Raw genomic sequence first — 22162 nt, forward strand, 5'->3', positions numbered from 1 at the left:
ACTCAGCCCGGGATGAGGCCCTGATCGCCCAGCATCTCCCGGACCTCCTCGATCGAGGCGTCCGCGGGGGGAAGGATCAGCTCAGACGGCTCAAGGCTGTCGTCGGGGAGCGCCTTGCCCACGTGGCGCACCTTGTCGAGCAGTGCGTGCAGCTTCGCGCGGAAGGACGTCTCGTCGCCCGCGTCGATGGCCGCTTCGAGCTCGCTGTCGAGCTCGTTCAGAACGGCGATGTCGTCGGCGGAGATCTCCACCTGACCCTCGCCCATGATGCGTACGATCATGCGCCCTCCCCCGGCTGGCGCAGCTGCTGGGTCTGCCCCTGCTGCTGCGGCTGCTGCTGGGCCTGCTGGCGACCCTGCTCGATCGCGCTCTGCGGCGCCGGGCCCTGGCCCAGCTCGGCCTTCATCCTGGCGAGCTCGAGCTCGACGTCCATGCCGCCGCCCATGCGGTCGAGCTCGGTCTGGATGTCGTCGCCGCGGGTGCCGCTGAAGTCGTCGAGCGCGCCGCTGGCCAGCAGCTCGTCGATGGCTCCTGCGCGCGCCTGCATCTGCGCCGTCTTGTCCTCGGCGCGCTGGATCGCGAGCCCGACATCACCCATCTCTTCGGAGATGCCCGAGAACGCCTCGTTGATGCGCGTCTGGGCCTCGGCCGCGGTGTAGGTGGCCTTGATGGTCTCCTTCTTCGTGCGGAAGGAGTCGACCTTGGCCTGCAGCCGCTGGGAAGCCGTCGTGAGCTTCTCCTCCTCGGCCTGAAGGTTGTCGTGCTGCACCTTCAGATCGGCCATCTGCGTCTGCAGGTTGGACCGCCGCTGCAGCGCCTCACGCGCCAAGTCCTCGCGACCGACCGACAGCGCCTTGCGGCCCTGCTCCTCCAGGCGCTGGGTCTGCTTCTCCAGACCCGTTATCTGCAACTCGACCCTCTTGCGGGAGGTGGCGACGTCGGCCACCCCTCGGCGCACCTTCTGCAGCAGCTCGAGCTGCCGCTGATAGGAGTAGTCAAGGGTCTCGCGCGGATCCTCCATCTTGTCCAGGGCCTTGTTGGCCTTGGACTTGAAGATCATCGAAAGTCTCTTCATCACGCTCATGCGCGTCGGCCGTCCCCTTCTAGGTCGTGCTGGTGTTCACCCAATGCAGCGCAGCCGCCTTGGGATTACCCTACGCATAACGCACGGGGGCGTCACTAAGTTGCAGTCCAGGTAGGGTTGACGTGTGTTGCGACGCCGTTCCCAAACCTCCGTGGACGACACCCCCGTCCCCGCTGACGATCCTAAGCCCCAGGGTAAAGGTCGTCCCACTCCCAAGCGCCGGGACGCCGAGAGCCGCAGGCGGCAGCCGGTAACCGCGCCGAAAGACCGCAAAGAGGCCTATCGGCAGATGCGCTCCAAGCAGGCCGCCGAACGCGAACGCGCCCGCAAGGGCATGCTCGCAGGTGACGAGCGTTATTACCCCGTTCGTGACAAGGGTCCCGCGCGGAAGTTCGCGCGCGACTGGGTCGACTCGCGCCGGCTGCCGAGTCAGTACTTCCTGCCGTTCTCGCTGGTGATCCTGCTGGCGACGTGGATCCCGTGGCCGCTCGAGATCCGGGCCGCGATGCTCAACATCGTCATCGCCGTCGGCTGGCCGCTCATGATGGTCGGCGTGCTCGCCACCTCGGTCTACGTGGCCTGGAAGGTGAAGCGACTGGTCGCAGAGAAGCTGCCGAACGAGAGCGTCAAGGGCGTGGGCTTCTACGCCGCGATGCGGGCGCTGCAGATCCGCAGGCTGCGTTTCCCGCCGCCGATGGTGCTCCCCGGCGGCAAGCCGGTTCCCCCCAAGAAGTAATCGCACCTGCCCGAAAGTCCGGGCAAGTGGGTTGCGTACCTCTCCTTACCGCTTCTCCGGCGCAGCACGACGTGAGCCCGGGAGTGTCCCGGGCTCGCGGGCGCGGCGGCGCAGCCGCAGCGCGACGGCGACCAGGACCGCGGTCGTCAGCGCGAGCCGTACGATCTTCAGCACGCGGGGCACCCTACCCGGGCGAGGAACCATGCGTCGGCATTAAAGTCAGACGCATGGAATTCCGACACCTTGGTCGCAGCGGTCTCATCGTCAGTGAGATCAGCTACGGCAACTGGCTCACCCATGGTTCCCAGGTCGAGGAGGACGCCGCGAAGCTCTGCGTGCAGGCGGCACTCGACGAGGGCATCACCACGTTCGACACCGCGGACGTCTACGCGGGCACGAAGGCCGAGGAGGTGCTCGGCCGGGCGCTGAAGGGCGTCCGCAGGGAGTCGCTGGAGATCTTCACCAAGGTTTACTGGCCGACCGGTCCCGGCAAGAACGACCGCGGCCTGTCGCGCAAGCACATCTTCGAGTCGATCCACGCCTCGCTGCGCCGCCTGCAGACCGACTACGTCGACCTCTACCAGGCGCACCGCTTCGACTACGAGACGCCGCTCGAGGAGACGCTCAAGACGTTCGACGACCTGGTCCGCCAGGGCAAGGTGCTCTACGTCGGCGTCAGCGAGTGGACCGCCGACCAGATCGCCCAGGCGCTCAAGATCGCCGACGAGATGGGCTTCGACCGCATCGTGTCGAACCAGCCCCAGTACTCCATGCTGTGGCGGGTCATCGAGTCCGAGATCGTGCCGCTGAGCGAGAAGGAGGGCGTGAGCCAGATCGTCTGGTCGCCGATCGCCCAGGGCGTGCTGACCGGCAAGTACGTGCCCGGCCAGCAGCCGCCGGAGGGTTCGCGGGCCACCGACAAGAGCGGCAGCGCCATGATCTCCCGGTTCATGGACGACGAGGTGCTGACCCGCGTGCAGGAGCTGAAGCCGATCGCGGCCGACCTCGGCCTCACCATGGCCCAGCTCGCCGTCGCGTGGGTGCTGCAGAACCCGAACGTCGCCAGCGCCATCGTCGGCGCCACCCGCCCCGAGCAGGTGCGTGACAACGTCAAGGCGGCGGGTGTGAAGCTCGACGCCGACGTCATGAAGCGGATCGACGACGTGCTCGGCTCGGTCGTGGAGCGCGACCCGGCCAAGACCGTCAGCCCGGCGAGCCGTTCCTAGTTCACCGGCGATTTCCGCTGACAGACGAAACCCCTTGAGCCGTTCGCGGCTCAAGGGGTTTCGTCCGTCAGCCGGGCGTCACTCCGCGCGCAGCGACATTCCCGCGTACTCCACGCGGTCCTCCTCCAGCAGCGCCACCTGCTCCACACCGGAGGCGAGCAGGTCGCGCCAGTTCTCTCCGAGCCACGACTCGGCGTCGGCCTGGCTCGGGAAAACCTCTCGAGGCAAGGGACGGTCCGTCACCTCACCACCGTGCGCGTCCTCGTACCGCCAGCGCCATGTCATGCCACACGCTCCTTCTCCAGGGTCCGCCGAACCCATCAGTAAGCACTGGAACCCTATCCCCGAGCCTGCACGTTGATCGATCGCTGCGCGCATGTCGCGTACCGCGGGAACGGGGGCGGGTCGGGGCTCAGCAGCGGGGGTTTGTACCCTCGGCGCGGTGAACGTCCTTCTCGCCGGTACGGCGGGCATGTCGGGCTGGCCGGAGCCCGGCTGCCGGTGCGCGTCGTGCGCCCTGCTGCCCCCGGGTCACCGCCGGCCCTTCGAGCTCGTCGTCGACGGCGCTCTGCGGTTCCCGTTCGAGTCCGTCCCCGACGGATACCTCGCCCGCGCCGGCGGGCTGGGGCTGACCGGCCCCGACGGCTCACGCCTGCTGGTGCTGCCGGCGGGGTGCGCCGTCCCGCGGGAGGAGCCGGTCCCGTACGACCTCGTGCTGATCGACCTGCTGGAGCGGCCGGAGCGCCTCGGGGAGCTGCGCCGCGCCGGGCCGGCGGACGCGTCCACGGCGGTCGTGGCCGTCGGGCTCGACCACCGGGTCCGGTCGGAGACGGAGCTGGCCAGGCGGCTGCGGCTGTGGGGGGCGGTGGCCGTGCCGGACGGGACGGTGCTCGACGTCCGCGCCGCGCGGGAGGAGAGCGCGGAACCTCCGCCGCGCCGGGCTCTGCTGCTGGGCGGGTCACGGTCGGGGAAGTCGGCCGAGGCGGAGCTGCGCCTGGCGGCGGAGCCGTTCGTCACGTATGTGGCGACCGGGCCGGACGGCGCGGGCGACGGCGAGTGGGCCGCACGGGTGCGGGCGCACCGGGAGCGGCGGCCGGCGCACTGGGACACGTCCGAGACCACCGACCTGGCCGGGGTGATCCGCGCGGGCGGGGCGCCGCTGCTGATCGACGGGCTCGGTACGTGGCTGGCGGCGGTGTTCGACGAGCACCGGGCATGGGAGGGTGACCGCGCGCCGGTGGAGGCCCGCTGCGACGAACTGGTGGCGGCGTGGCGGCAGGCGCCAGGACGCGTCGTGGCGGTGTCGGACGAGGTCGGAATGGGCGTGGTGCCCGCGACGGCCAGCGGCCGTGCCTTCAGGGACGTCCTGGGACGCCTGAACGAGCGCCTGGCGGCCGAATCGGAGTACGTCGCCCTCGTGGTCGCCGGACGTCCTCTGGAGCTGTGAGGCGCCACGCCGGTCCCGGGCGGGGCCCGTCCGGGGTGGGCGCGGTCAGGGGTGGGCGCGGTCAGGGGCGGGCGGCTCGGGCGTACCAGCGGCCGTCGAAGCGGTCCACCGACAGGGGACGGCCGAAGCAGTCGGACAGGTGGGCCGAGGTGAGCACGTCCTCGACCGGTCCGGCGGCGAGCACCCGGGCGTCGCGCATGAGCAGCGCGTGCGTGGTCGTGGCCGGCACCTCCTCCAGGTGGTGGGTCACGGTCACGGTGGTGAGCACGGGCCGGATCCGCGCGAGGTCCTCGACGGCCGCCATGAGGTCTTCGCGCGCCGGCAGGTCGAGCCCCGCGAACGGCTCGTCGAGCAGCAGCACCGCCGGGTCGGCCATGAGCGCCCTGGCCACCCGGACGCGCGCCCGCTCGCCCTGCGAGCAGACGCGGAACGGCCGGTCGGCGAGGTCCTTGCAGCCGAGGTCGGCCAGCAGCCGGTGGGCGCGGTCGCGTTCGGCGTCGCCGTACTTGTCCCACCGCGGGACGCTCGTGCCCGTGTGGCCGGTCAGCACCACCGTGTGGGCGGTCGCGCCCTCCTGCTCCAGGAGTTCCTCGTCGACGAGCCGCTGGCTGGCGGCCACCAGGCCGATGTGGCGGCGCAGCTCGCGCACGTCGACCTTGCCGAGCCGGTGCCCGAGCACGCGGACCGCGCCCTCGCTCGGGTGCCGTACGGCCCCGACCAGCGACAGCAGGGTCGTCTTGCCCGCGCCGTTGGGGCCGAGGATCACCCAGTGGTCGCCGTAGTCCACCTGCCAGCTGACGCCGGCGAGCAGCGACTTGCCGACGACACGGACGCTGACGCCTTCCAGTTCAACCACGTGCATCCCGCCACCATAGTGGCCCCATAAGATCGCCCGTTATGCGACTGATGGATGGGCTGCGGCTCGCCGTGGGCACGCTGACCGTCTTCCCCGTGCGCGTCGAACGGGTGGATCGCGACGTGGCGGGGCGGGCGATGACGCTGGCCCCTGCCGTGGGGCTGGTGCTCGGGGCCGTGGCCGGGGTGGCGCTGCTGCTGCCGGGGCCGCCGCTGCTGGGGGCGGCGCTGGCGCTCGGGGCGCTGGCGGTGCTGACCCGGGGGCTGCACCTCGACGGGCTGGCCGATCTCGCGGACGGGCTGGGCAGCGGGAAGCCGGCCGGTCAGGCGCTCGACATCATGAAAAAGTCGGACATCGGGCCGTTCGGGGTGATGGCACTGGTGCTCACCCTGCTCGTCCAGGCCGCGGCGCTGACCGAGGCCGGGTTCGGGGGGCTGGTGACGGCGTGCGTGGCGGGGCGGCTCGCGTTGACCTGGGCCTGCCGGGCGGGCGTCCCCGCTGCCCGTCCCGACGGCCTCGGCGCGATGGTCGCGGGCACCGTACGCCGCGCGGCCGCCTGGGCCGCCACCCTGGCCGCCCTCTGCGCGACCACCGCACTCGGCCTCCTGACCCCACTCCCGACCAGCGCCATCGCCCAGGACGGCACCCCCGGCGGCACCGAATACGACGCCATACTCACCTACATCGAGCAGACCGGCCTGCACGGCGGCATCGAGCAGGCTCTGCACAGCGCCATCGTGCTGCCGCTCGGCCTGGTCGCGGGGCTCGGCGCCGCCCTGCTGCTCCTGCGGCACGCCAGGCGGCGCCTCGGCGGGATCACCGGGGACGTCCTGGGCGCCCTCGTGGAGACCGCCACCGCCACCACACTGGTGGTCTGCGCGATCCTCAGCTGACCAGGCCACCCACCCGCGCGCGCCCCCGGCGCGCGGCGGGGGCGGCGCAGAGCGAGCGGCGGGTCAGGGAACGGGTTCGGGGGCCGGCTGGGGGGTGCTCGCCCGGCGGCGGCGCAGGAGTGCGGCGGCGAGCACGGCCAGCAGGACCCAGCCCACCAGGCCGGTGATGCCGGTCAGCACCTCGTTCGGCGGCGCGGCGGCGTCGCCGAGCAGCAGCCCGAGCGGCGCGATCGCGTTCAGCGAGGCGTGCGCCACGACGGCGGGCCACACGCTCTCGGTGCGCAGCCGCAGCCACCCGACCACCACGCCCGCCAGCACGCAGAACCCGATGAAGTACAGCGCCGCCCAGGAGCCGAGCCGCGGGTAGTTGTAGCCGAGCAGCGTGAGCGGGGCGTGCCACAGGCCCCACACCGCGCCGGACATCAGCAGCCCGGCGAACACCCCGTTGGACGACACCAGCCGGGGCAGCAGCCAGCCGCGCCACCCCCACTCCTCGCCGAGCGCCGGGATCGCGTTCAGGATCGGGCCGGCCACGACCGCGAGCACGATCTGCACGACGGCGACCGTGCCGAGCTCGACGGGGACGCCCATGCCGCGCGACTCCAGCGAGGCCCGCAGCAGGCTGAGCCCGTCGAGGTCGAGCGAGGCGAGGCCGGTGAGGGCTCCGACGCCGATGGCGAGGAACACCAGCAGCGGCACGCCGAGCCAGGCGGCCAGCACCATCAGCCACGTACGCCTGCGGTCGGGGCCGAGCGTGAGCCCGGTCTCGCGCGCCCAGACGCGCGGCGACGTGCGCGTCAGGGCCCAGGCGCCCAGCACGCCGACCGTGGGCGTGAACATCATCAGCGTGGCCAGCACGCCGGCCAGCGGCGAGGCGAGGCCGCCGCCCCACCACAGGGGCAGCGCCACGGCCCAGGACAGCCCGAAGGCGAGGACGAGGAAGGCGAGCAGCGGTTTCTTCATGGGTTCACCCGCTCAGCGATGAGTGCGTTGACGAGGGATGCTCCGTGCGCGGCGTCGTCGACGCTGATCGCGAGCCGGCCGCCGGAACGGTAGCGGAGGACGAGGCACTCGCCACCGCGCACCATGATGGTGGCGCGTCCGGGGAGACCGCGGAAGCCCCAACCTCCCACCTCGGTCGCTCTCAGCTCCTCCGCCCAGGCCGACTCGACGGTCTCCAGCCTGATCCGGCGCCGCGGCCAGCCGAAGGGGCCGAAGCCGATGACGACCCGATCGCCGCCGACCCTGACCGTGAGCGACATCGTGACCAGCACCACCAGGGTGCCGACGGCGACGGCGGGCAGGAACGAGAGATACATCCCGACGTCGTCGTCCGTGTCCAGCGTGCTCAGGAAGGCCAGGACGGCAAAGAAGGCCAGGACGACGAGGCCGACCATGACGGTCGTCGTGTTCCTCGCGTGTCCCACCCAGACCGTCTGGCGACCCGGTTCCAGCCGCAGGCGGGGCGGCGCGGGGGGCGGGATGTCCGGCTCTCCCGGCTCGCCCCTGCCGAGGTAGCCGGCGACCGTCCCGGCGACGGCGGCGCAGCCCAGGACCGCCGCGAGGTGCCAGCCCGGCAGCAGCGCCGAGCGCCAGTCGGGGACGTCGAGGTTGGCGGCCAGCGTCGAGAGGTTCACGCCCATCGCGAGCGTGCCCACCCCGACCAGCAGGCCCCACCAGCTCGCCCGGTGCACGCGCCTGGCCCGCCCGCGCCCGTACGCGCCGGCCGCGATCAGGGCGGCGCACGTCACCACCCAGACCGGCATGGACACGACCAGGAATTCGCCGAACGTGGCCGCGCCGTCAGGAACCAGGCCGAACGTCCAGTGGGTGGCCATCGGGTCGGGCAGCCGTTCGCGCACGGCCAAGGGGGTGGCGATCAGCACGGCGCTCACGAGCAGGACCCAACCGGCCGCCGCAAGGCGAGAGATCACGGGAGTTCCTCCAGGATTCTGAAGAGATCGTCACGGCCGTAGCCGTACCTTCTGGCCTCGTCCAGCAGCTCGCGCGCCCGCTGGACGAGCAGGGCGCGGCCGTCGGCCCGCCCCGTCACGCTGACGCCGCGCCCGCGCCTGAACTCCAGCAACCCCTCGTCGCGCAGGCCGCGCAGGGCCCGCAGCACGGTATTGGGGTTGATGCCGAGCGCGCCCGCGATCTCGCGGGCGGGGGGAAGGCGGTCACCGGGCTGGTAGGAGCCCTCGCCGATGGCCCGGCGGAGTGCCCCTGCCACCTGCTCGTGCAGCGGCCGGACATCGTTCAGGTCGAGTGTCAGCAACATGGTGCTAATGACACTAACACCAACAATCGGGTCAGGATGATTCGTGGGATGAACCCCTGTTTGTGAGTACGCAGAAACCGTGGATAGCATCGGTTTACGTGACCACAGTGCGGCTGAACTCAGCAGATCCCGTCTCTCTCGACACCGACGCCCTGATCGTCGGATTCACGTCCGGGCCGGACGGCCCCACCCCCGCCGGGGGCGGTGAGTCCCTGGAGTCGGCGTTCGGCGGCAAGCTCGCCGCGTCCCTCAGCGCCATCGCGTTCACCGGCAAGGCGGGTGAACTGGCCAAGCTGCCGACGTTCGGCGCCATCGCCGCTCCGCTGCTGGTCGCCGTCGGGCTGGGCGACTCCCCCGACCCCGAGGCGCTGCGCCGCGCCGCCGGCGTCGCCGTGCGCTCCCTCGCCGGCACCGCCCGCGTCGCGCTCGCGCTGCCCGCAGGCACCGACGAGGAGGCCGAGGCCGTCGCGCTCGGCGGTCTGCTGGGCGCGTACACCTTCACCCGCTACCGCACCAACGGCGAGCAGAAGGCGCCCGTCGGCGAGATCACGGTCGTCTCCGGCCAGGCCGAGGGCGTGGCCGAGCGCGCGAGCGCGCTGGCCGAGTCGGTCGGCCTCGTGCGCGACCTCGTCAACACGCCTCCGTCCCACCTGTGGCCGGCCAAGTTCGCCGAGCTGGCCGAGCAGGCGGGCGCGCAGGCCGGGCTCAGCGTCGAGGTGCTCGACGAGAAGCAGCTCAAGGACGGCGGCTACGGCGGCCTCATCGGCGTCGGCCAGGGCTCGGTCAACCCGCCGCGCCTGGTCCGGGTCGCCTACAACCACCCCGAGGCCACCAAGACGCTCGCGTTCGTCGGCAAGGGCATCACGTTCGACTCGGGCGGCCTGTCGATCAAGCCGACGTCCGGCATGGTGACCATGAAGTCCGACATGGGCGGCGCCGCCGTCGTGCTCGGCGCGGTGATCGGCATCGCCAAGCTCGGCCTGCCCGTCAACGCCGTCGCCTACCTCTGCCTGGCGGAGAACCTGCCGAGCGGCACCGCTCAGCGCCCCTCCGACGTGATCCACAGCTACAGCGGCAAGACCGTCGAGGTGCTCGACACCGACGCCGAGGGCCGCCTGGTGCTCATGGACGGCATCTCCCGCGCGGGTGAGGACAACCCCGACCTCATCGTCGACGTCGCCACCCTCACCGGCGCCCAGATCGTCTCGCTCGGCTGGCGCACCGCCGGCATCATGGCCAACGACGACGCCGTCAGGGAGCTCCTCGTCGAGACCGCCACCACCGCGGGCGAGAGCGCGTGGGGCATGCCGCTGCCCGAGGAGCTGCGCAAGGGCCTCGACTCGCCGATCGCCGACATCGCCAACCTGCACCCCGAGCGCATGGGTGGCATGCTGACCGCGGGCATCTTCCTGCGGGAGTTCGTGCCCGACGGCGTGCGCTGGGCCCACATCGACATGGCAGGACCCGCCTTCAACAGCGGCGAGCCGTACGGATACATCCCGAAGGGCGGCACCGGCGCCTTCACGCGCACGCTGATCGGACTCGCAGAGCGGCACGCGAGCATCTGAAACAAATGAAAAGATGACGGCATCACGAACACCCCGACAAGGAGCCTTCCAGTGGCCTATGACATCGTCGTCCTAGGAGGCGGCAGCGGCGGCTACGCCTGCGCGCTCCGGGCGGCTGAGCTGGGCAAGTCGGTCGCCCTGATCGAGAAGGACAAGATCGGCGGCACCTGCCTCCACCGGGGATGCATCCCCACCAAGGCCCTGCTGCACTCCGCCGAGGTCGCCGACGAGACGCGCGAGAGCGCGAGCTACGGCGTGAAGGCGAGTTTCGAGGGCATCGACGTCCAGGGCGTCCACGCGTTCAAGGACAAGATCATCACCCGCGCCTGGAAGGGCGTGCAGGGCCTGCTCAAGGGCGCCGGCGTGACGATCGTCGAGGGCGAGGGCCACCTCGTCGGCCCCGACCGCGTCCAGGTCGGCTCCGAGGTCTACGAGGGCCGCAACATCGTCCTGGCCACGGGCTCGGCGCCCAGGACGCTGCCCGGTCTCGAGATCGACGGCGAGCGGGTCATCACCAGCGAGCACACCCTCAAGATGGAGCGCGTGCCCACGTCGGTGATCGTGCTGGGCGGCGGCGTCATCGGCGTCGAGCTGGCCAGCGTCTACCGGTCGTTCGGCGCCGAGGTCACCATCGTCGAGGCGCTGCCGCACCTGCTGCCCACCGAGGAGGAGTCCAGCTCCAAGCTGCTCGAGCGGGCCTTCCGCCGCCGCGGCATCAAGTACGAGCTGGGCGTCTTCTTCGACAGCGTCAAGACCACCGAGACCGGCGTCGTCGTCACCCTCGCCAACGGCAAGACCCTCGACGCCGAGCTCCTGCTCGTGGCCGTCGGCCGCGGCGCGGTCAGCGCCGGCATGGGCTTCGAGGAGCGGGGCATCGCCATCGAGCGCGGCGCGGTCGTGGTCGACGAGCACTGCCGTACGTCCGTGCCCGGCGTCTACGCCATCGGCGACCTGATCCCCACGCTGCAGCTCGCGCACGCCGGCTTCGCCGAGGGCATCATGGTGGCCGAGCACATCGCCGGCCTCAACCCGCCGCCCATCGACTACGCGGGCGTGCCGCGCATCACCTACTCCGACCCCGAGGTGGCCTCCGTCGGCATCACCTCGGCGCAGGCGGCAGAGCGCGGCATCGAGATCGTCGAGCAGGTCTACGACCTCGCCGGCAACCCCAAGAGCCAGATCCTCGGCACCTCGGGCGCCGTGAAGGTCATCGCTCAGAAGGACGGGCCGGTCGTCGGCGTCCACATGGTGGGCCGGCGCATCGGCGAGCTCGTCACCGAGGGGCAGCTCATCTACAACTGGGAGGCCCTGCCCGCCGAGGTCGCCCAGCTCATCCACGCACACCCGACCCAGTCCGAGGCCGTCGGTGAGGCGATGCTGGCCCTGGCCGGCAAGCCGCTGCACGTACACAACTAGTCCAGCCCTCGAGATCAGAACGCGAGAGAAGAATAACGATGCCGGTCTCCGTACAGATGCCCCAGCTCGGCGAGAGCGTGACCGAGGGCACCGTAACCCGTTGGCTGAAGAAGGAGGGCGAGCGCGTCGAAGCTGACGAGCCGCTCCTCGAGGTGTCGACCGACAAGGTCGACACCGAGATCCCGTCGCCGTCCGCGGGTGTCCTCACCAAGATCGTCGTGGCCGAGGACGAGACCGTCGAGGTCGGCGCCGAACTCGCCATCATCGACGAGAACGCCCAGGCGGGCGCCGCCGCCCCGGCGCCGGAGGCTCCCGCCCCGGCACCGCAGCCCGAGCCGGAGCCCGAGCCCGCCCCGGCTCCCCCGGTCTCCTCGATCCCGCAGCCGGCTCCGGCCCAGCCCGCCCCGGCCCCGCAGGCCGCCCCGGCCCCGCAGGCCGCCCCGGCCCCGCAGGCCGCTCCGGCTCCGCAGGCCGCTCCCCCGGCCCCGCAGGCCGAGGCCCCCGCGCCGTCGAACGGCGAGAGCCCCTACGTGACGCCGCTGGTGCGCAAGCTCGCCAACGAGCACGGCGTCGACCTCGACACCATCTCCGGCACCGGCGTCGGCGGCCGCATCCGCAAGCAGGACGTCCTCGAGGCGGCCAAGGCCCAGCGTGAGCGGGCAGCCGCGGCCCCGGCCCCGGCCGCCGCCGCTCCGGCAGCCGCGGCCCCCGCCGCCCAGGCTCCCGTCGCCGCGGGTCCCGTCGCCGCGGGTCCCGAGCCGGTCGAGGTCGACACGACGCTGCGCGGCCGCACCGAGAAGATGTCGCGCCTGCGTCAGACGATGTCGAAGAAGCTGGTCGAGTCGCTGCAGACGGCCGCCCAGCTCACCACGGTGGTCGAGGTCGACGTGACCCGGATCGCGCGCCTGCGCGACCAGGCCAAGGCCGACTTCCTGCGCCGTGAGGGCGTCAAGCTGTCGTTCATGCCGTTCTTCGAGCTGGCCGCCATCGAGGCGCTCAAGCAGCACCCGAAGCTCAACGCGACGATCAACAACGAGACCATGGAGGTCACGTACTTCGACGTCGAGCACCTGGGCATCGCGGTCGACACCGAGCGCGGCCTGATCGCGGCGGTCATCAAGAACGCCGGCGACCTCAACCTCGCCGGGCTCGCCCGCAAGACGGCCGACCTGGCCGAGCGCACCCGCGCCAACAAGGTCACGCCCGACGAGATCACCGGCGGCACGTTCACGCTGACCAACACCGGCAGCCGTGGCGCGCTGTTCGACACGCCGATCCTCAACCAGCCGCAGGTCGGCATGCTCGGCACCGGCTCCGTCGTGAAGCGGCCCGTGGTGATCGACACGCCTGAGGGCGAGGTCATCGCGATCCGGTCGATGGTCTACCTGGCGCTGACCTACGACCACCGCCTGGTCGACGGCGCCGACGCGGCCCGCTTCCTGACCACGGTGAAGCGTCGTCTCGAGGAGGGCCGCTTCGAGGCCCAGCTCGGGCTCGCGTAGTCCGGCGGCGCTCTGAAGGCCGGGCGGACCCGACTCCGGGTCCGCCCGGCCTTTTTCGTCTACCGTGAGGCCATGGCGATCATCGTGACCGGGGCTTCCGGGTTGCTGGGGTCGGCGCTGACGCGGGCGCTGCGCGAGCGCGGGCGCGACGTCGTCAGGTTCGTACGCCGCGAGCCCCGCGCCGCCGACGAGGTGTCCTGGCGGCCGTCCGAGCGGGTCGTCGACCTGTCGGCGCTGGAGGGCGCCGACGCGGTGGTGCATCTGGCGGGGGCGTCGATCGCGGGGCGGCGCTGGAACGACGCCTACAAGCGCGAACTGGTGCGCAGCCGGGTCGAGGGCACCAGGGTGCTCGTCGACGCCCTGGGGCGGCTGTCGAGGCCGCCTGAGGTGTTCCTGACGGCCTCCGGGGTCGACTTCTACGGCGACACCGGCGACCAGGTGGTGGACGAGAGTCACCCCAGGGGCACGGGGTTCCTGTCCGACCTGTGCGAGCAGTGGGAGGGCGAGGCCCGCAGGGCAGCCGAGGCGGGCGTCAGGAGCGTCCAGGCGCGTACGGGGCTGGCGCTCAGCCGTCGCGGCGGCATGCTGGGCCGGGTGCTGCCGGTCTTCCGGATGGGCCTCGGCGCACCGCTCGGCACGGGCCGGCAGTACTGGTCGTGGATCACCGTGGACGACTGGGTCGAGGCCGTCCTGCACGTGCTGGCGAACCCCGACGTCGAGGGGCCGGTCAACTTCACCTCGCCGCGGCCCGTCACGAACGCCGAGTTCACCAGGAAGCTCGGCAAGGCCCTTGGCCGCAGCACGATGCCGATGCCCGTGCCGGGCTTCGCGCTCGCCCTCGGGCTCGGCGAGTTCGCCGGCGCGGGGCTGCTGCCCTCGCACCGCGTCCTGCCGCGGAAATTGACGGACAGCGGGTACCGCTTCGCCCATACCGGTCTCGACGACGCGTTGAGCGCCGTACTCTAGTGGCGGTTGCTACAGCGGGTGGGAGAGTTTCGCCATGAGCCGTACAGGTCAATCACACATCCTCGCCATCGGGGGCGGCTCCTTCCGCCCCGGCCGCCAGAACGTCGCAGAGGCCAGCGCGCTGCTGCGCTACGGCCTCGACCTGACCGGCCAGGACCGCCCGAAGCTGGGCCTGGTCGCCACCGCGGTCGGCGACTCCACCGAGACGCTGCTGAAGATGTACGGCGCGTTCTCGCAGTGGGACGTCGAGGTGAGCCACCTGACGGTGTTCCCGATGCCCAACATGGCCGACCCGCGCGCCTGGATGCTCGAACAGGACATGATCTACGTCTCCGGCGGCAGCGTGGCGAACCTCATGGCGCTGTGGCGGCTGCACGGGTACGACGAGATGTTCGAGGAGGCCTGGCAGGCCGGCGTGGTGCTGTCGGGGCAGAGCGCCGGCGCCCTGTGCTGGCACGTCGGCGGCAACACCGACTCCTTCGGGCCCGACCTGCGGGTCTGGGCGGAGGGCATGGGCCTGCTGCCCTACTCGTGCGGCGTCCACTACGACTCCGAGGCGCAGCGCCGCCCGCTGCTGCAGGCGTCGGTGGCCTCCGGTGAGCTGCCCTCGGGCTACGCCGCCGACGAGGGCGTGGCGCTCCACTACGTCGGCACCGAGTTCATCCAGGCGGTGAGCGCGGTGCCGGGCGCGGGGGCCTACCGGGTCGAGAGCGACGGCGACGGCGGGGTCAAGGAGTTCCGGATCGAGCCGCGTCTGTTGACCCCCTGATTACCCGTCAAGGGTGAGGGAACGGCACAATAGCCTCATGCGCCCCAACCTCGGGGACGATCCCCACGCGATCGCCGTCGTCCGCCTTGGTGTCGACGTCCCCTACGAGCAGGCCTGGTCGCTGCAGCGCTGGGTGCACGACAAGCGGGTCGCCGGCGAGGTCACCGACACCGTCCTGCTCCTGGAGCACGCTCCCGTCTACACCGCGGGCAAGCGCACCGCCCCCCACGAACGTCCCTCCGACGGCACGCCCGTGGTCGACGTCGACCGGGGCGGGCGGCTCACCTGGCACGGCCCTGGGCAGCTGGTCGCCTACCCGATCGTCGCCGTCGGCGACGTGGTGTCCTACGCCTGCCGCCTGGAGGACGCCATGATCCAGGTGTGCGCCGACTTCGGCGTCACGGCCCGGCGGGTGCCCGGCCGCGGCGGCGTGTGGGCGGTCGGCGAGCCGGCGCTCGGCCTGCCCGACCGGCAGCTCGGCGCGGTGGGCCTGCGGATCACGCGGGGCGTGAGCATGCACGGGTTCGCGCTCAACTGCGCCAACGACCCCCGATGGTTCAACCGCATCGCGCCGTGCGGCATCCCCGACGTGGGGGTCTCGTCGCTGTCGGCCGAGACCGGGCGGCGCATCGTCGTCGAGGAGGTCATGCCGATCGTGGAGAAGCGGCTGGCCGAGGCGCTCGGCAGGCAGGCGTACGAACTGCACGAGGAAGATCTGCTGCGGCGTTGACCCGCGTACCATCGCGGGATGAGGCACTTATCGGCTCTCGCGCTCGCGTCCGTGGTGCACCTGCTGACGCTGGCGTTCGCCGCGGTGGGCGTGTGGACCGTCCTGCGCGAGCCGGGATCTCTGGTGTCGTGGCTCGTCGGCGTCCCGGCGCTGGCCATCGGATGGGGGCTGCGGCCGCGCCTGGGCCGCCTGCCCGCCGACGCCGAGGTCCTCGACCACTCGACCGCCCCCGAGCTGTACGCCGCCGCCGCCCGGGTGGCCGACCGCGTCGGCGTCCCGCGGCCGGAGAAGATCGCCGTACGCGACCTGGCCACGCGGACCCGCTACGAGCGCGTCGGCCTGCGGCGTACGCCCGTGCTCGTCGTGGGCCTGCCGCTGTGGCTGGCGCTGCCGCCCGCGCTGCGGGTGGCCCTGCTGGCCACCGCGTACGCGCGGCTGCCGACCGGCGGCGAGCGGTTGGTCGGCGAGGCGCTGACCACCCTGGAGACCTGGCGGGACGCCCTGCTCGACGCCGCCGAGCCACTGCGGGCCAGACAGGACGCGCACACCGCGATCACCGCCTCGTCCCTCGGGGCCGTGGGTCAGCCGGGCACCACGTACGAGGTGGCCGGGCTCCTCGGCCGCCTGCTCGGGCGGGTGTTCGGCGGCCCCGTGCTGCTGGCGCGGTACGCGCTCGCCCGCCTCGCCGGGGCGGACGAACCCCGCGCACGGGCGAGGCAGCGGGCGCTCGCCCTGCGGGCCGCCCCGGAGCGGGAGCTCGACCGGCTGGAGGAGCTGGCGGCCGACGGCGGCTACCTCGCGCCGATGCAGTCGGCGGCGCTGCGCGGCCTGAGCCCAGCGGCGATCCGGCAGGACGCGCTGGCCCGGTCCGGTTCCTGCGACTCCGCCGAGCTGCTCGACGCCGCCGGGTCGGAGCTGATCGACCGGGAGCTGAAGGCCTGCTACAGCAGGGCGATCGGCGGGTTCGGCCTGATCAGCTGACCCTGGAACCGGCAGCTTTCCCGGGAGACGTAAGCTGAACTCGTGACCGTTGCCCCTGAAGGCCGTAAGCTCCTCCGCCTGGAGGTGCGTAACGCCGAAACCCCGATCGAGCGCAAGCCCCCGTGGATCAAGACCAAGCTGAAGACGGGCCCCGAATACACCGAGCTGAAATCGCTCGTGCGCCGGGAGGGCCTGCACACGGTCTGTGAAGAGGCGGGCTGCCCCAATATCTACGAGTGCTGGGAAGACCGCGAGGCGACGTTCCTCATCGGCGGCGACCAGTGCACGCGCCGCTGCGACTTCTGCCAGATCGACACCGGCAAGCCGAAGGAGTACGACCGCGACGAGCCGCGCCGGGTCGCCGAGTCCGTCCAGCAGATGGGCCTGAAGTACGCCACCGTCACCGGTGTGGCCCGCGACGACCTGCCCGACGGCGGCGCCTGGCTCTACGCCGAGACGGCGCGCCAGATCCACGCGCTGCTGCCCGGCTGCGGCGTCGAGCTGCTCGTGCCCGACTTCAACGGCGACCGCGACCAGCTGGAGGAGGTCTTCTCCAGCAAGCCAGAGGTGTTCGCGCACAACATCGAGACGGTGCCGCGGATCTTCCGCCGCATCCGCCCGGCGTTCCGCTACGAGCGTTCCCTCGCCGTGATCACGATGGCCCGTGAGGCCGGCCTGGTCACCAAGTCGAACCTCATCCTCGGCATGGGCGAGACCCGTGAAGAGGTCGTCGAGGCCATGCGTGATCTCCACGCGGCCGGCACCGACCTGCTCACGATCACGCAATACCTCCGCCCGACGCCGCGCCACCACCCGGTGGAGCGCTGGGTCAAGCCGGAGGAGTTCGTCGAGCTGCAGGCCGAGGCCGAGGCCATCGGGTTCGCCGGTGTGCTGTCGGGGCCGCTGGTCCGCTCGTCCTACCGGGCGGGCAGGCTCTACAAGCAGGCCATCGAGGCCCGCCAGACCGCCTGAGTTCTCCGTACGGCCCCGGGGTGCGTCCCCGGGGCCGTTTCTTTGTCGGAAGCTTTCCGTACGCTGGCGGCATGGGCGTGCTGATCCGTACGGGTGACCTGCCGGCCAGGCGGCGCATCGACGCCTGGTGCGGCATCGTGTGCGACATCCTGGGCCCGCTCGACGTGCGCATCGACCGCGAGGCACCGCTTCGGGGCACGATCGAGACGGGCGAGCTCGGCCCGGTCAAGGTGGGCCGCATCCAGACCTCCACACCGCACGGCGTCCACCGCACGGCCGGGCTGATCCGCGGCGACGGCCCCGAGCTGTACCGCGTGGTGATGGCCGTGTCGGGCAGCGCGTGCCTGAGCCAGGACGGCCGCGAGGCCCGGCTGCGCCGCGGCGAGTTCGCCATCTACGACTTCAACCGCCCGTACGAGCTGGCCTACGACGCCAGCGTGCAGCTGGTGGTGTTCAGCTTCCCGCGTGACCTGCTGGCCCTGCCGCACGCCTCCGTGGCCGGGCTCACCGCGGTGCCGGTCACGGCCGCCACGGGCGCGGCGGCGCTGGCCGTGCCGCTGCTGCGCCGGGTGGCCGCCGACCTCGCGACGTACCGGCCGGAGAGCGCGGCGCGGCTGTCGACCGTGGTCACCGACCTGGTCAGCACGGCCGTCGCGGAACGCGCAGAGCAGGAGAGCGCGCTGGCTCCCGACGCACGGCAGCGGGCGCTGCTGCTGAGCGTGCACGCGTTCATCGAGGAGCACCTCGGCGACGTCACGCTCGACCCCGCCGCCGTCGCGGCGGCGCACCACATCTCCGTACGGCTCCTGCACCGCCTGTTCGAGGCGGAGCACACCACGGTCGCGGCCTGGATCCGGCGACGGCGCCTGGAACGCTGCCGGGCCGACCTCGCCGACCCCGCACTCGCGCACCTGCCGGTCAGCGCGGTCGGCGCCCGCTGGGGGCTGCCCGACGCCGCCCATTTCAGCAGGCTGTTCCGCGCCGCGTACGGGATGCCGCCGACCGAGTACCGCCGGGCCGGCGCCGTGCGCCGAACGTCAAGCGTTGCGGCGCTCTGATGCAAGACCGGCGGGCCCGTTCCGGGCGAGACTTGCGGCATCCGCCCCCCACGGAAGGAATGCGATCATGCAGCTGTTCGTCAACCTGCCGGTCAAGGACCTGGAGCGGTCGAAGGCGTTCTTCACCGGCCTCGGCTTCCAGCTGTTCGGCATGACCGACACCATGGCTTCGGTGATCATCAGCGAGCGGACCCAGGTGATGCTGCTGACCGAGCCGACGTTCGCCTCGTACGTCACGAAGGACATCGCCGACGCGGGCGCCGCCACCGAGGCGATCCTCGTGCTCGGAGTGGAGAACCCCGCCCAGGTCGACGAGCTGGTCGACAAGGCGCTGGCGGCCGGGGCCACCCCGGCGGGCGTCCAGCAGCAGGACGGCTTCCGCTACCAGCGCGGCTTCGCCGACCTCGACGGCCACCACTGGGAGGCGCTGTGCCTGGTGCAGCCCGCGAGCTGAGCGAGCCCGACACCTGTGCCGTCACCTCCGCCGACGGCACGGTCATCGCCGTCGACCGGTACGGCTCCGGGCCGGCGGTGGTGCTCGTGCACGGCGCGTTCACCGGCCGTGGCCACCCCGTGATGACGGGCGTGGCCACCGGCCTGGCGCCGTGGTTCACGGTGCACGACTACGACCGCCGGGGCCGCGGCGGCAGCGGCGACACCCTCCCGTACGCGGCCGAACGCGAGGTCGAGGACCTCAGGGCGGTCATCGCGGCGGCGGGCGGGTCCGCCATGGTGTTCGGCGGCTCGTCGGGGGCCGCGCTGGCGCTCCTGGCGGCCGCCGGCGATCCCGCGGTCACGAAGCTCGCGGTGTGGGAGCCGCCGTACCACGTGAGCGCGGACGCGCCCGCCCTGCCCCTCGACTTCGCCGCGCAGCTGTCGTCGCTGGTCGCGGCGGGCAGGCGGGGCGAGGCCGTACGGCGGTTCATGGTCGAGGCGGCCGAGGCGCCGCCGGAGGCGGTGGCCGCGATGCGGGCGCACCCGTCATGGGCGGAGATGGAGGCGATCGCCCACACGCTCGCCTACGAGGCGTACGTCCTGGGGCCGGGCAACGCGCTGCCCGCCGCCCAGCTGGCCGCGGTCACGCAGCCGACCCTCGTCATGAACGGCTCCGACAGCCCCGGCTGGATGGGGCGTGCGGGCGAGGCGGTCGCGGCGGCGGTCCACGGCGCGGTCCGCCGGGTGCTGGAGGACCAGGCGCACAACGTCGCTCCCGAGGCGCTGGTGCCGGAGTTGCTGGAGTTCTTCGTGGCGGCCTGACCGGCGCGGGCCGCCTCCGCCCGATGAAGATCTCGTCACAGGGCGGGAACGGGGCGGGCGCGTTTTCCGTACTGCACCACTTGGTTTGTATCCTTCTGAGCATGGCAAAGTCCGAGGACTCAGAGAAGCCGGGGCGTATCAAGCAGCTCCGCATGATCGCGCAGATCATCAAGCAGGCCAACCCCAAGGGGATGCCCATCGTCTTCCTCTCAGCGGTGGGCACGCTGGCGGTGGTCGTCGTGATCGGCCTGGTCACGGACTACTTGTGGTATTCGCTGTTCATCGGCGTGCTGGCCGCCCTCACGGTCGGCCTGATCGTGTTCGGCCAGCTCGCGCAGAAGGCCCAGTACTCGATCCTGCACGGCCAGACCGGCGCCGCGGCCGCGGTGCTGCAGGGCATGCGGGGCAACTGGGAGGTCACGCCGGCGATCGCGGCCAACCGCGACCAGGACCTCGTCCACCTCGTGGTCGGATATCCGGGCGTCGTGCTGATCTCCGAGGGTCCGGGCAGCCGGGTGGGCCGGATGCTCGCGGCCGAGAAGAAGCGGGTCGCGCGCGTGGTGCTGGGCGTCGAGATCTACGACGTGCAGTGCGGTGACGGCGAGGGCCAGGTGCCGCTCGGCAAGCTGCAGCGCCACCTGATGAAGCTGCCGCGCAACCTGAAGAAGCCGGCCGTCAACGAGGTGAAGGACCGCCTGCGCTCGATGCCGCGCAACATGCCGATGCCGAAGGGCCCCATGCCCAAGGGCGCCCGCATGCCGCGTGGCCCCAAGATGCGTTGATGCTCTCGCTGTCGTCGCGCGCCAACCGCGGCTGGTGGGACGGCAACGCCGACGACTACCAGGTCGAGCACGGCGCGTTCCTGCGTGACACCGGTTTCGTGTGGTGCCCCGAAGGTCTCGACGAGGCCGAGGCGCGCCTGCTCGGCGACGTACGCGGGCGGCGGGTGCTGGAGGTCGGCTGCGGGGCCGCGCAGTGCGCGCGGTGGCTGGTGACGCAGGGGGCCGAGGTGGCCGCGTTCGACATCTCCCACCGGCAGTTGCGCCACTCCCAGCGCATCGACCTCGACACGGGGCTGCGCGTGCCCGTGGTGCAGGCCGACGCCGAGGCGTTGCCGTTCGCGGCCGGGTCCTTCGACGTGGTGTGCTCGGCGTTCGGGGCGCTGCCGTTCGTGGCCGATCCCGGGGCCGTCTTCCGTGAGGTGCGCCGGGTGCTGCGGCCGGGCGGCCGTTTCGTGTTCTCGGTGAGCCACCCGATCAGGTGGGCGTTCCCCGACGATCCCGGGCCCCGGGGGCTGACGTCCGACCGGTCCTATTTCGACCGCTCCCCGTACGAGGAGCGCGCCGATGACGGCACCCTTACGTACGTCGAGCACCACCGCACCATGGGCGACTGGGTCGGCATGGTCGTGGCCGCCGGGCTCAGCGTCACGGGGCTGCTGGAGCCGGAGTGGCCCGAGGGTCACGAGGAGGTGTGGGGCGGCTGGAGCCCGCTGCGCGGCCGCCACTTCCCCGGGACGGCGATCTTCAGCTGCGCGAACGCGTAACCGTGTCGGGGTGTGAGAGAGCGGCGAGGAGCCGCAGCTTCTCGTCGCTGTCGCTGTCCTTGTCGGGGTAGTAGACGACGATGATGACGTCGTCGACGGGGAGTTTGTCGCGGTGGAGCCGTAGTTCTCCGACGACGGGGTGGTGGACGGTGGTGGTGCCGCCGTCCAGCCTGCGCACGTCGTGCCGGGCCCACAGCGTACGGAAGTGCCGGCTCGACAGTGCGAGCTCGCCGACGAGTTCGACGAACCGCGGGTCGTCGGTGTCGTCGCCGATGGTGGTGCGAAGGGCGGCCACGAAGTCGGCGGCGGCTTTCTGCCAGTCCTGGTGGAAGGCCTGTTCCTCGGGGTCGAGGAACAGGGAACGCAGCCGGTTCTGGCCGGGCTGCAGACGCGGCGACAGGGCGACGGCCATCGCGTTGGAGGCCAGCACGTCGAAGGCGCGTCCTTCGACGAACGCGGGCAGTTGAAGGTGGGCGAGGAGATGGTGGAGCCGCGCCGGCACGTGCTCGGGTCGCTTGCGGCGCGGCGCCCTGGGAAGTGCCGCCGCCAGGCCGAGCAGATACGTCCGCTCGACGTCGTCGAGCCGCAGGACGCGCGCCAGTGATTCGAGGACCTGCGGGGAGGGATTCTTGTCGCGGCCCCGCTCCAGGCGCAGGTAGTAGTCGGCGCTGATGCCGGCGAGCAGCGCGACCTCCTCGCGGCGCAGGCCGGGGACGCGGCGGTTGCCGCCGGCCGGGATGCCGGCCTGCTCCGGGGTGACCAGCTCACGCCGGGCGCGCAGGTAGCTGCCGAGCCGGTTGTCCTGATCCTTCATGTATCCACCGTATTGCGGTGCCGCCCGTCCTAGGGGGCCCTGTCAGGACCTGGGAAGACGGGG

At 72.0% G+C, this 22162-nt stretch carries 26 protein-coding genes; 17 read left to right on the forward strand and 9 right to left on the reverse strand.

Annotated elements, in window-relative coordinates; genetic code table 11:
* Positions 1-2 precede the first annotated feature (2 nt).
* A complete protein-coding gene (pspAA, locus tag BLR04_RS00110) occupies positions 3-281 on the reverse strand; it encodes a PspA-associated protein PspAA (RefSeq protein ID WP_090758266.1) in 279 nt (92 codons plus the stop codon).
* The gene (locus BLR04_RS00115) at positions 278-1084 is read right to left on the reverse strand and encodes a PspA/IM30 family protein (RefSeq protein ID WP_218128665.1); all 807 of its coding nucleotides are present in this window, start codon (positions 1082-1084) and stop codon (positions 278-280) included. Before BLR04_RS00115 ends, pspAA begins: the two co-directional genes overlap by 4 nt.
* 151 nt (positions 1085-1235) lie before the next feature.
* Here BLR04_RS00115 and BLR04_RS00120 point away from each other — a divergent pair, with 151 nt between their 5' ends.
* The gene (locus BLR04_RS00120) at positions 1236-1820 is read left to right on the forward strand and encodes a DUF3043 domain-containing protein (RefSeq protein WP_245739901.1); all 585 of its coding nucleotides are present in this window, start codon (positions 1236-1238) and stop codon (positions 1818-1820) included.
* 45 nt (positions 1821-1865) lie between these two features.
* Here the strand turns inward: BLR04_RS00120 and BLR04_RS42215 are convergent, their stop codons facing one another.
* Positions 1866-1994: a hypothetical protein gene (locus tag BLR04_RS42215; RefSeq protein WP_281191291.1), complete on the reverse strand. Its 129-nt coding sequence runs from the start codon at positions 1992-1994 to the stop codon at positions 1866-1868.
* A gap of 53 nt (positions 1995-2047) precedes the next feature.
* Between BLR04_RS42215 and BLR04_RS00125 the strand changes: the two genes are divergently transcribed.
* The gene (locus BLR04_RS00125; protein ID WP_090758270.1) at positions 2048-3046 is read left to right on the forward strand and encodes an aldo/keto reductase family protein; all 999 of its coding nucleotides are present in this window, start codon (positions 2048-2050) and stop codon (positions 3044-3046) included.
* Between the two features lie 78 nt (positions 3047-3124).
* Here BLR04_RS00125 and BLR04_RS00130 read toward each other — a convergent pair whose 3' ends face one another.
* Complete coding sequence (locus BLR04_RS00130) at positions 3125-3331, reverse strand: hypothetical protein (protein WP_090758272.1); 207 nt, start codon at positions 3329-3331, stop codon at positions 3125-3127.
* A gap of 157 nt (positions 3332-3488) precedes the next feature.
* Here BLR04_RS00130 and BLR04_RS00135 point away from each other — a divergent pair, with 157 nt between their 5' ends.
* Positions 3489-4493, forward strand: a complete 1005-nt coding sequence (locus BLR04_RS00135; protein ID WP_143021905.1) for a bifunctional adenosylcobinamide kinase/adenosylcobinamide-phosphate guanylyltransferase — start codon at positions 3489-3491, stop codon at positions 4491-4493.
* Positions 4494-4554: 61 nt separating this feature from the next.
* Here the strand turns inward: BLR04_RS00135 and BLR04_RS00140 are convergent, their stop codons facing one another.
* Positions 4555-5355: an ABC transporter ATP-binding protein gene (locus tag BLR04_RS00140; RefSeq protein WP_090758276.1), complete on the reverse strand. Its 801-nt coding sequence runs from the start codon at positions 5353-5355 to the stop codon at positions 4555-4557.
* Between the two features lie 35 nt (positions 5356-5390).
* On the opposite strand from BLR04_RS00140, the gene BLR04_RS00145 reads away from it, so the two are divergent.
* On the forward strand, positions 5391-6242 hold the full coding sequence (locus BLR04_RS00145) for an adenosylcobinamide-GDP ribazoletransferase (RefSeq protein WP_090758278.1): 852 nt from the start codon (positions 5391-5393) through the stop codon (positions 6240-6242).
* A 63-nt stretch (positions 6243-6305) separates the two neighbouring features.
* On the opposite strand, the gene BLR04_RS00150 is transcribed toward BLR04_RS00145, so the two are convergent.
* From BLR04_RS00150 to BLR04_RS00160, 3 genes are read right to left on the reverse strand one after another with little or no spacing between them, the layout of a single operon-like run.
* Positions 6306-7205: a CPBP family intramembrane glutamic endopeptidase gene (locus BLR04_RS00150; protein WP_090758280.1), complete on the reverse strand. Its 900-nt coding sequence runs from the start codon at positions 7203-7205 to the stop codon at positions 6306-6308.
* Positions 7202-8176 (reverse strand): hypothetical protein, encoded by a 975-nt coding sequence (locus tag BLR04_RS00155; protein ID WP_090758282.1) that lies wholly within the window; start codon positions 8174-8176, stop codon positions 7202-7204. The genes BLR04_RS00150 and BLR04_RS00155 overlap by 4 nt, the downstream gene beginning before the upstream one ends.
* A complete protein-coding gene (locus BLR04_RS00160) occupies positions 8173-8520 on the reverse strand; it encodes a GntR family transcriptional regulator (RefSeq protein ID WP_090758284.1) in 348 nt (115 codons plus the stop codon). The genes BLR04_RS00155 and BLR04_RS00160 overlap by 4 nt, the downstream gene beginning before the upstream one ends.
* A gap of 98 nt (positions 8521-8618) precedes the next feature.
* On the opposite strand from BLR04_RS00160, the gene BLR04_RS00165 reads away from it, so the two are divergent.
* The 13 genes from BLR04_RS00165 (at position 8619) to BLR04_RS00225 (ending at position 21285) form a co-directional block, all read left to right on the forward strand.
* Entirely contained in the window at positions 8619-10088 is a 1470-nt protein-coding gene (locus BLR04_RS00165) for a leucyl aminopeptidase (RefSeq protein ID WP_090758286.1), read from the forward strand.
* Positions 10089-10139: 51 nt separating this feature from the next.
* Positions 10140-11504 (forward strand): dihydrolipoyl dehydrogenase, encoded by a 1365-nt coding sequence (gene lpdA, locus BLR04_RS00170; RefSeq protein ID WP_090758288.1) that lies wholly within the window; start codon positions 10140-10142, stop codon positions 11502-11504.
* Between the two features lie 38 nt (positions 11505-11542).
* On the forward strand, positions 11543-13006 hold the full coding sequence (gene sucB, locus BLR04_RS00175; protein WP_090758290.1) for a 2-oxoglutarate dehydrogenase, E2 component, dihydrolipoamide succinyltransferase: 1464 nt from the start codon (positions 11543-11545) through the stop codon (positions 13004-13006).
* 72 nt (positions 13007-13078) lie between these two features.
* Positions 13079-13972 (forward strand): TIGR01777 family oxidoreductase, encoded by an 894-nt coding sequence (locus tag BLR04_RS00180; RefSeq protein WP_090758292.1) that lies wholly within the window; start codon positions 13079-13081, stop codon positions 13970-13972.
* A gap of 34 nt (positions 13973-14006) precedes the next feature.
* Positions 14007-14741 carry a Type 1 glutamine amidotransferase-like domain-containing protein gene (locus BLR04_RS00185; protein WP_090758294.1) on the forward strand — a complete coding sequence of 245 codons (735 nt, stop codon included), beginning with the start codon at positions 14007-14009 and terminating at the stop codon, positions 14739-14741.
* Between the two features lie 37 nt (positions 14742-14778).
* On the forward strand, positions 14779-15471 hold the full coding sequence (gene lipB, locus BLR04_RS00190; RefSeq protein WP_090758296.1) for a lipoyl(octanoyl) transferase LipB: 693 nt from the start codon (positions 14779-14781) through the stop codon (positions 15469-15471).
* Positions 15472-15489: 18 nt separating this feature from the next.
* Positions 15490-16452 (forward strand): M48 family metalloprotease, encoded by a 963-nt coding sequence (locus tag BLR04_RS00195; protein ID WP_143021906.1) that lies wholly within the window; start codon positions 15490-15492, stop codon positions 16450-16452.
* Between the two features lie 42 nt (positions 16453-16494).
* Positions 16495-17424 carry a lipoyl synthase gene (gene lipA / locus BLR04_RS00200; protein ID WP_090758300.1) on the forward strand — a complete coding sequence of 310 codons (930 nt, stop codon included), beginning with the start codon at positions 16495-16497 and terminating at the stop codon, positions 17422-17424.
* Positions 17425-17495: 71 nt separating this feature from the next.
* On the forward strand, positions 17496-18482 hold the full coding sequence (locus BLR04_RS00205; protein WP_090758302.1) for an AraC-like ligand-binding domain-containing protein: 987 nt from the start codon (positions 17496-17498) through the stop codon (positions 18480-18482).
* A gap of 67 nt (positions 18483-18549) precedes the next feature.
* Positions 18550-18936 (forward strand): VOC family protein, encoded by a 387-nt coding sequence (locus BLR04_RS00210; protein WP_090758304.1) that lies wholly within the window; start codon positions 18550-18552, stop codon positions 18934-18936.
* Positions 18912-19739, forward strand: a complete 828-nt coding sequence (locus tag BLR04_RS00215) for an alpha/beta fold hydrolase (RefSeq protein ID WP_245739903.1) — start codon at positions 18912-18914, stop codon at positions 19737-19739. The genes BLR04_RS00210 and BLR04_RS00215 overlap by 25 nt, the downstream gene beginning before the upstream one ends.
* A gap of 101 nt (positions 19740-19840) precedes the next feature.
* Positions 19841-20521, forward strand: a complete 681-nt coding sequence (locus BLR04_RS00220) for a DUF4191 domain-containing protein (RefSeq protein ID WP_090758307.1) — start codon at positions 19841-19843, stop codon at positions 20519-20521.
* Complete coding sequence (locus tag BLR04_RS00225) at positions 20521-21285, forward strand: class I SAM-dependent methyltransferase (RefSeq protein WP_090758309.1); 765 nt, start codon at positions 20521-20523, stop codon at positions 21283-21285. Before BLR04_RS00220 ends, BLR04_RS00225 begins: the two co-directional genes overlap by 1 nt.
* Here BLR04_RS00225 and BLR04_RS00230 read toward each other — a convergent pair.
* The gene (locus BLR04_RS00230) at positions 21266-22099 is read right to left on the reverse strand and encodes a helix-turn-helix domain-containing protein (protein WP_090758312.1); all 834 of its coding nucleotides are present in this window, start codon (positions 22097-22099) and stop codon (positions 21266-21268) included. The genes BLR04_RS00225 and BLR04_RS00230 overlap by 20 nt on opposite strands.
* Positions 22100-22162: the final 63 nt, after the last annotated feature.

Origin of the sequence: Nonomuraea maritima (assembly GCF_900100395.1) — a bacterium.
GTDB classification, from domain to species: domain Bacteria; phylum Actinomycetota; class Actinomycetes; order Streptosporangiales; family Streptosporangiaceae; genus Nonomuraea; species Nonomuraea maritima.

Bases quoted from the DNA above. Each gene is read 5' to 3' on its own strand.
- pspAA (WP_090758266.1), bottom strand. From the start codon at position 281: ATGATCGTACGCATCATGGGCGAGGGTCAGGTGGAGATCTCCGCCGAC.
- BLR04_RS00115 (WP_218128665.1), bottom strand. From the start codon at position 1,084: ATGAGCGTGATGAAGAGACTTTCGATGATCTTCAAGTCCAAGGCCAAC.
- BLR04_RS00125 (WP_090758270.1), top strand. From the start codon at position 2,048: ATGGAATTCCGACACCTTGGTCGCAGCGGTCTCATCGTCAGTGAGATC.
- BLR04_RS00130 (WP_090758272.1), bottom strand. From the start codon at position 3,331: ATGACATGGCGCTGGCGGTACGAGGACGCGCACGGTGGTGAGGTGACG.
- BLR04_RS00140 (WP_090758276.1), bottom strand. From the start codon at position 5,355: ATGCACGTGGTTGAACTGGAAGGCGTCAGCGTCCGTGTCGTCGGCAAG.
- BLR04_RS00145 (WP_090758278.1), top strand. From the start codon at position 5,391: ATGCGACTGATGGATGGGCTGCGGCTCGCCGTGGGCACGCTGACCGTC.
- BLR04_RS00150 (WP_090758280.1), bottom strand. From the start codon at position 7,205: ATGAAGAAACCGCTGCTCGCCTTCCTCGTCCTCGCCTTCGGGCTGTCC.
- BLR04_RS00160 (WP_090758284.1), bottom strand. From the start codon at position 8,520: ATGTTGCTGACACTCGACCTGAACGATGTCCGGCCGCTGCACGAGCAG.
- sucB (WP_090758290.1), top strand. From the start codon at position 11,543: ATGCCGGTCTCCGTACAGATGCCCCAGCTCGGCGAGAGCGTGACCGAG.
- BLR04_RS00180 (WP_090758292.1), top strand. From the start codon at position 13,079: ATGGCGATCATCGTGACCGGGGCTTCCGGGTTGCTGGGGTCGGCGCTG.
- BLR04_RS00185 (WP_090758294.1), top strand. From the start codon at position 14,007: ATGAGCCGTACAGGTCAATCACACATCCTCGCCATCGGGGGCGGCTCC.
- lipB (WP_090758296.1), top strand. From the start codon at position 14,779: ATGCGCCCCAACCTCGGGGACGATCCCCACGCGATCGCCGTCGTCCGC.
- BLR04_RS00195 (WP_143021906.1), top strand. From the start codon at position 15,490: ATGAGGCACTTATCGGCTCTCGCGCTCGCGTCCGTGGTGCACCTGCTG.
- BLR04_RS00205 (WP_090758302.1), top strand. From the start codon at position 17,496: ATGGGCGTGCTGATCCGTACGGGTGACCTGCCGGCCAGGCGGCGCATC.
- BLR04_RS00210 (WP_090758304.1), top strand. From the start codon at position 18,550: ATGCAGCTGTTCGTCAACCTGCCGGTCAAGGACCTGGAGCGGTCGAAG.
- BLR04_RS00220 (WP_090758307.1), top strand. From the start codon at position 19,841: ATGGCAAAGTCCGAGGACTCAGAGAAGCCGGGGCGTATCAAGCAGCTC.
- BLR04_RS00225 (WP_090758309.1), top strand. From the start codon at position 20,521: ATGCTCTCGCTGTCGTCGCGCGCCAACCGCGGCTGGTGGGACGGCAAC.
- BLR04_RS00230 (WP_090758312.1), bottom strand. From the start codon at position 22,099: ATGAAGGATCAGGACAACCGGCTCGGCAGCTACCTGCGCGCCCGGCGT.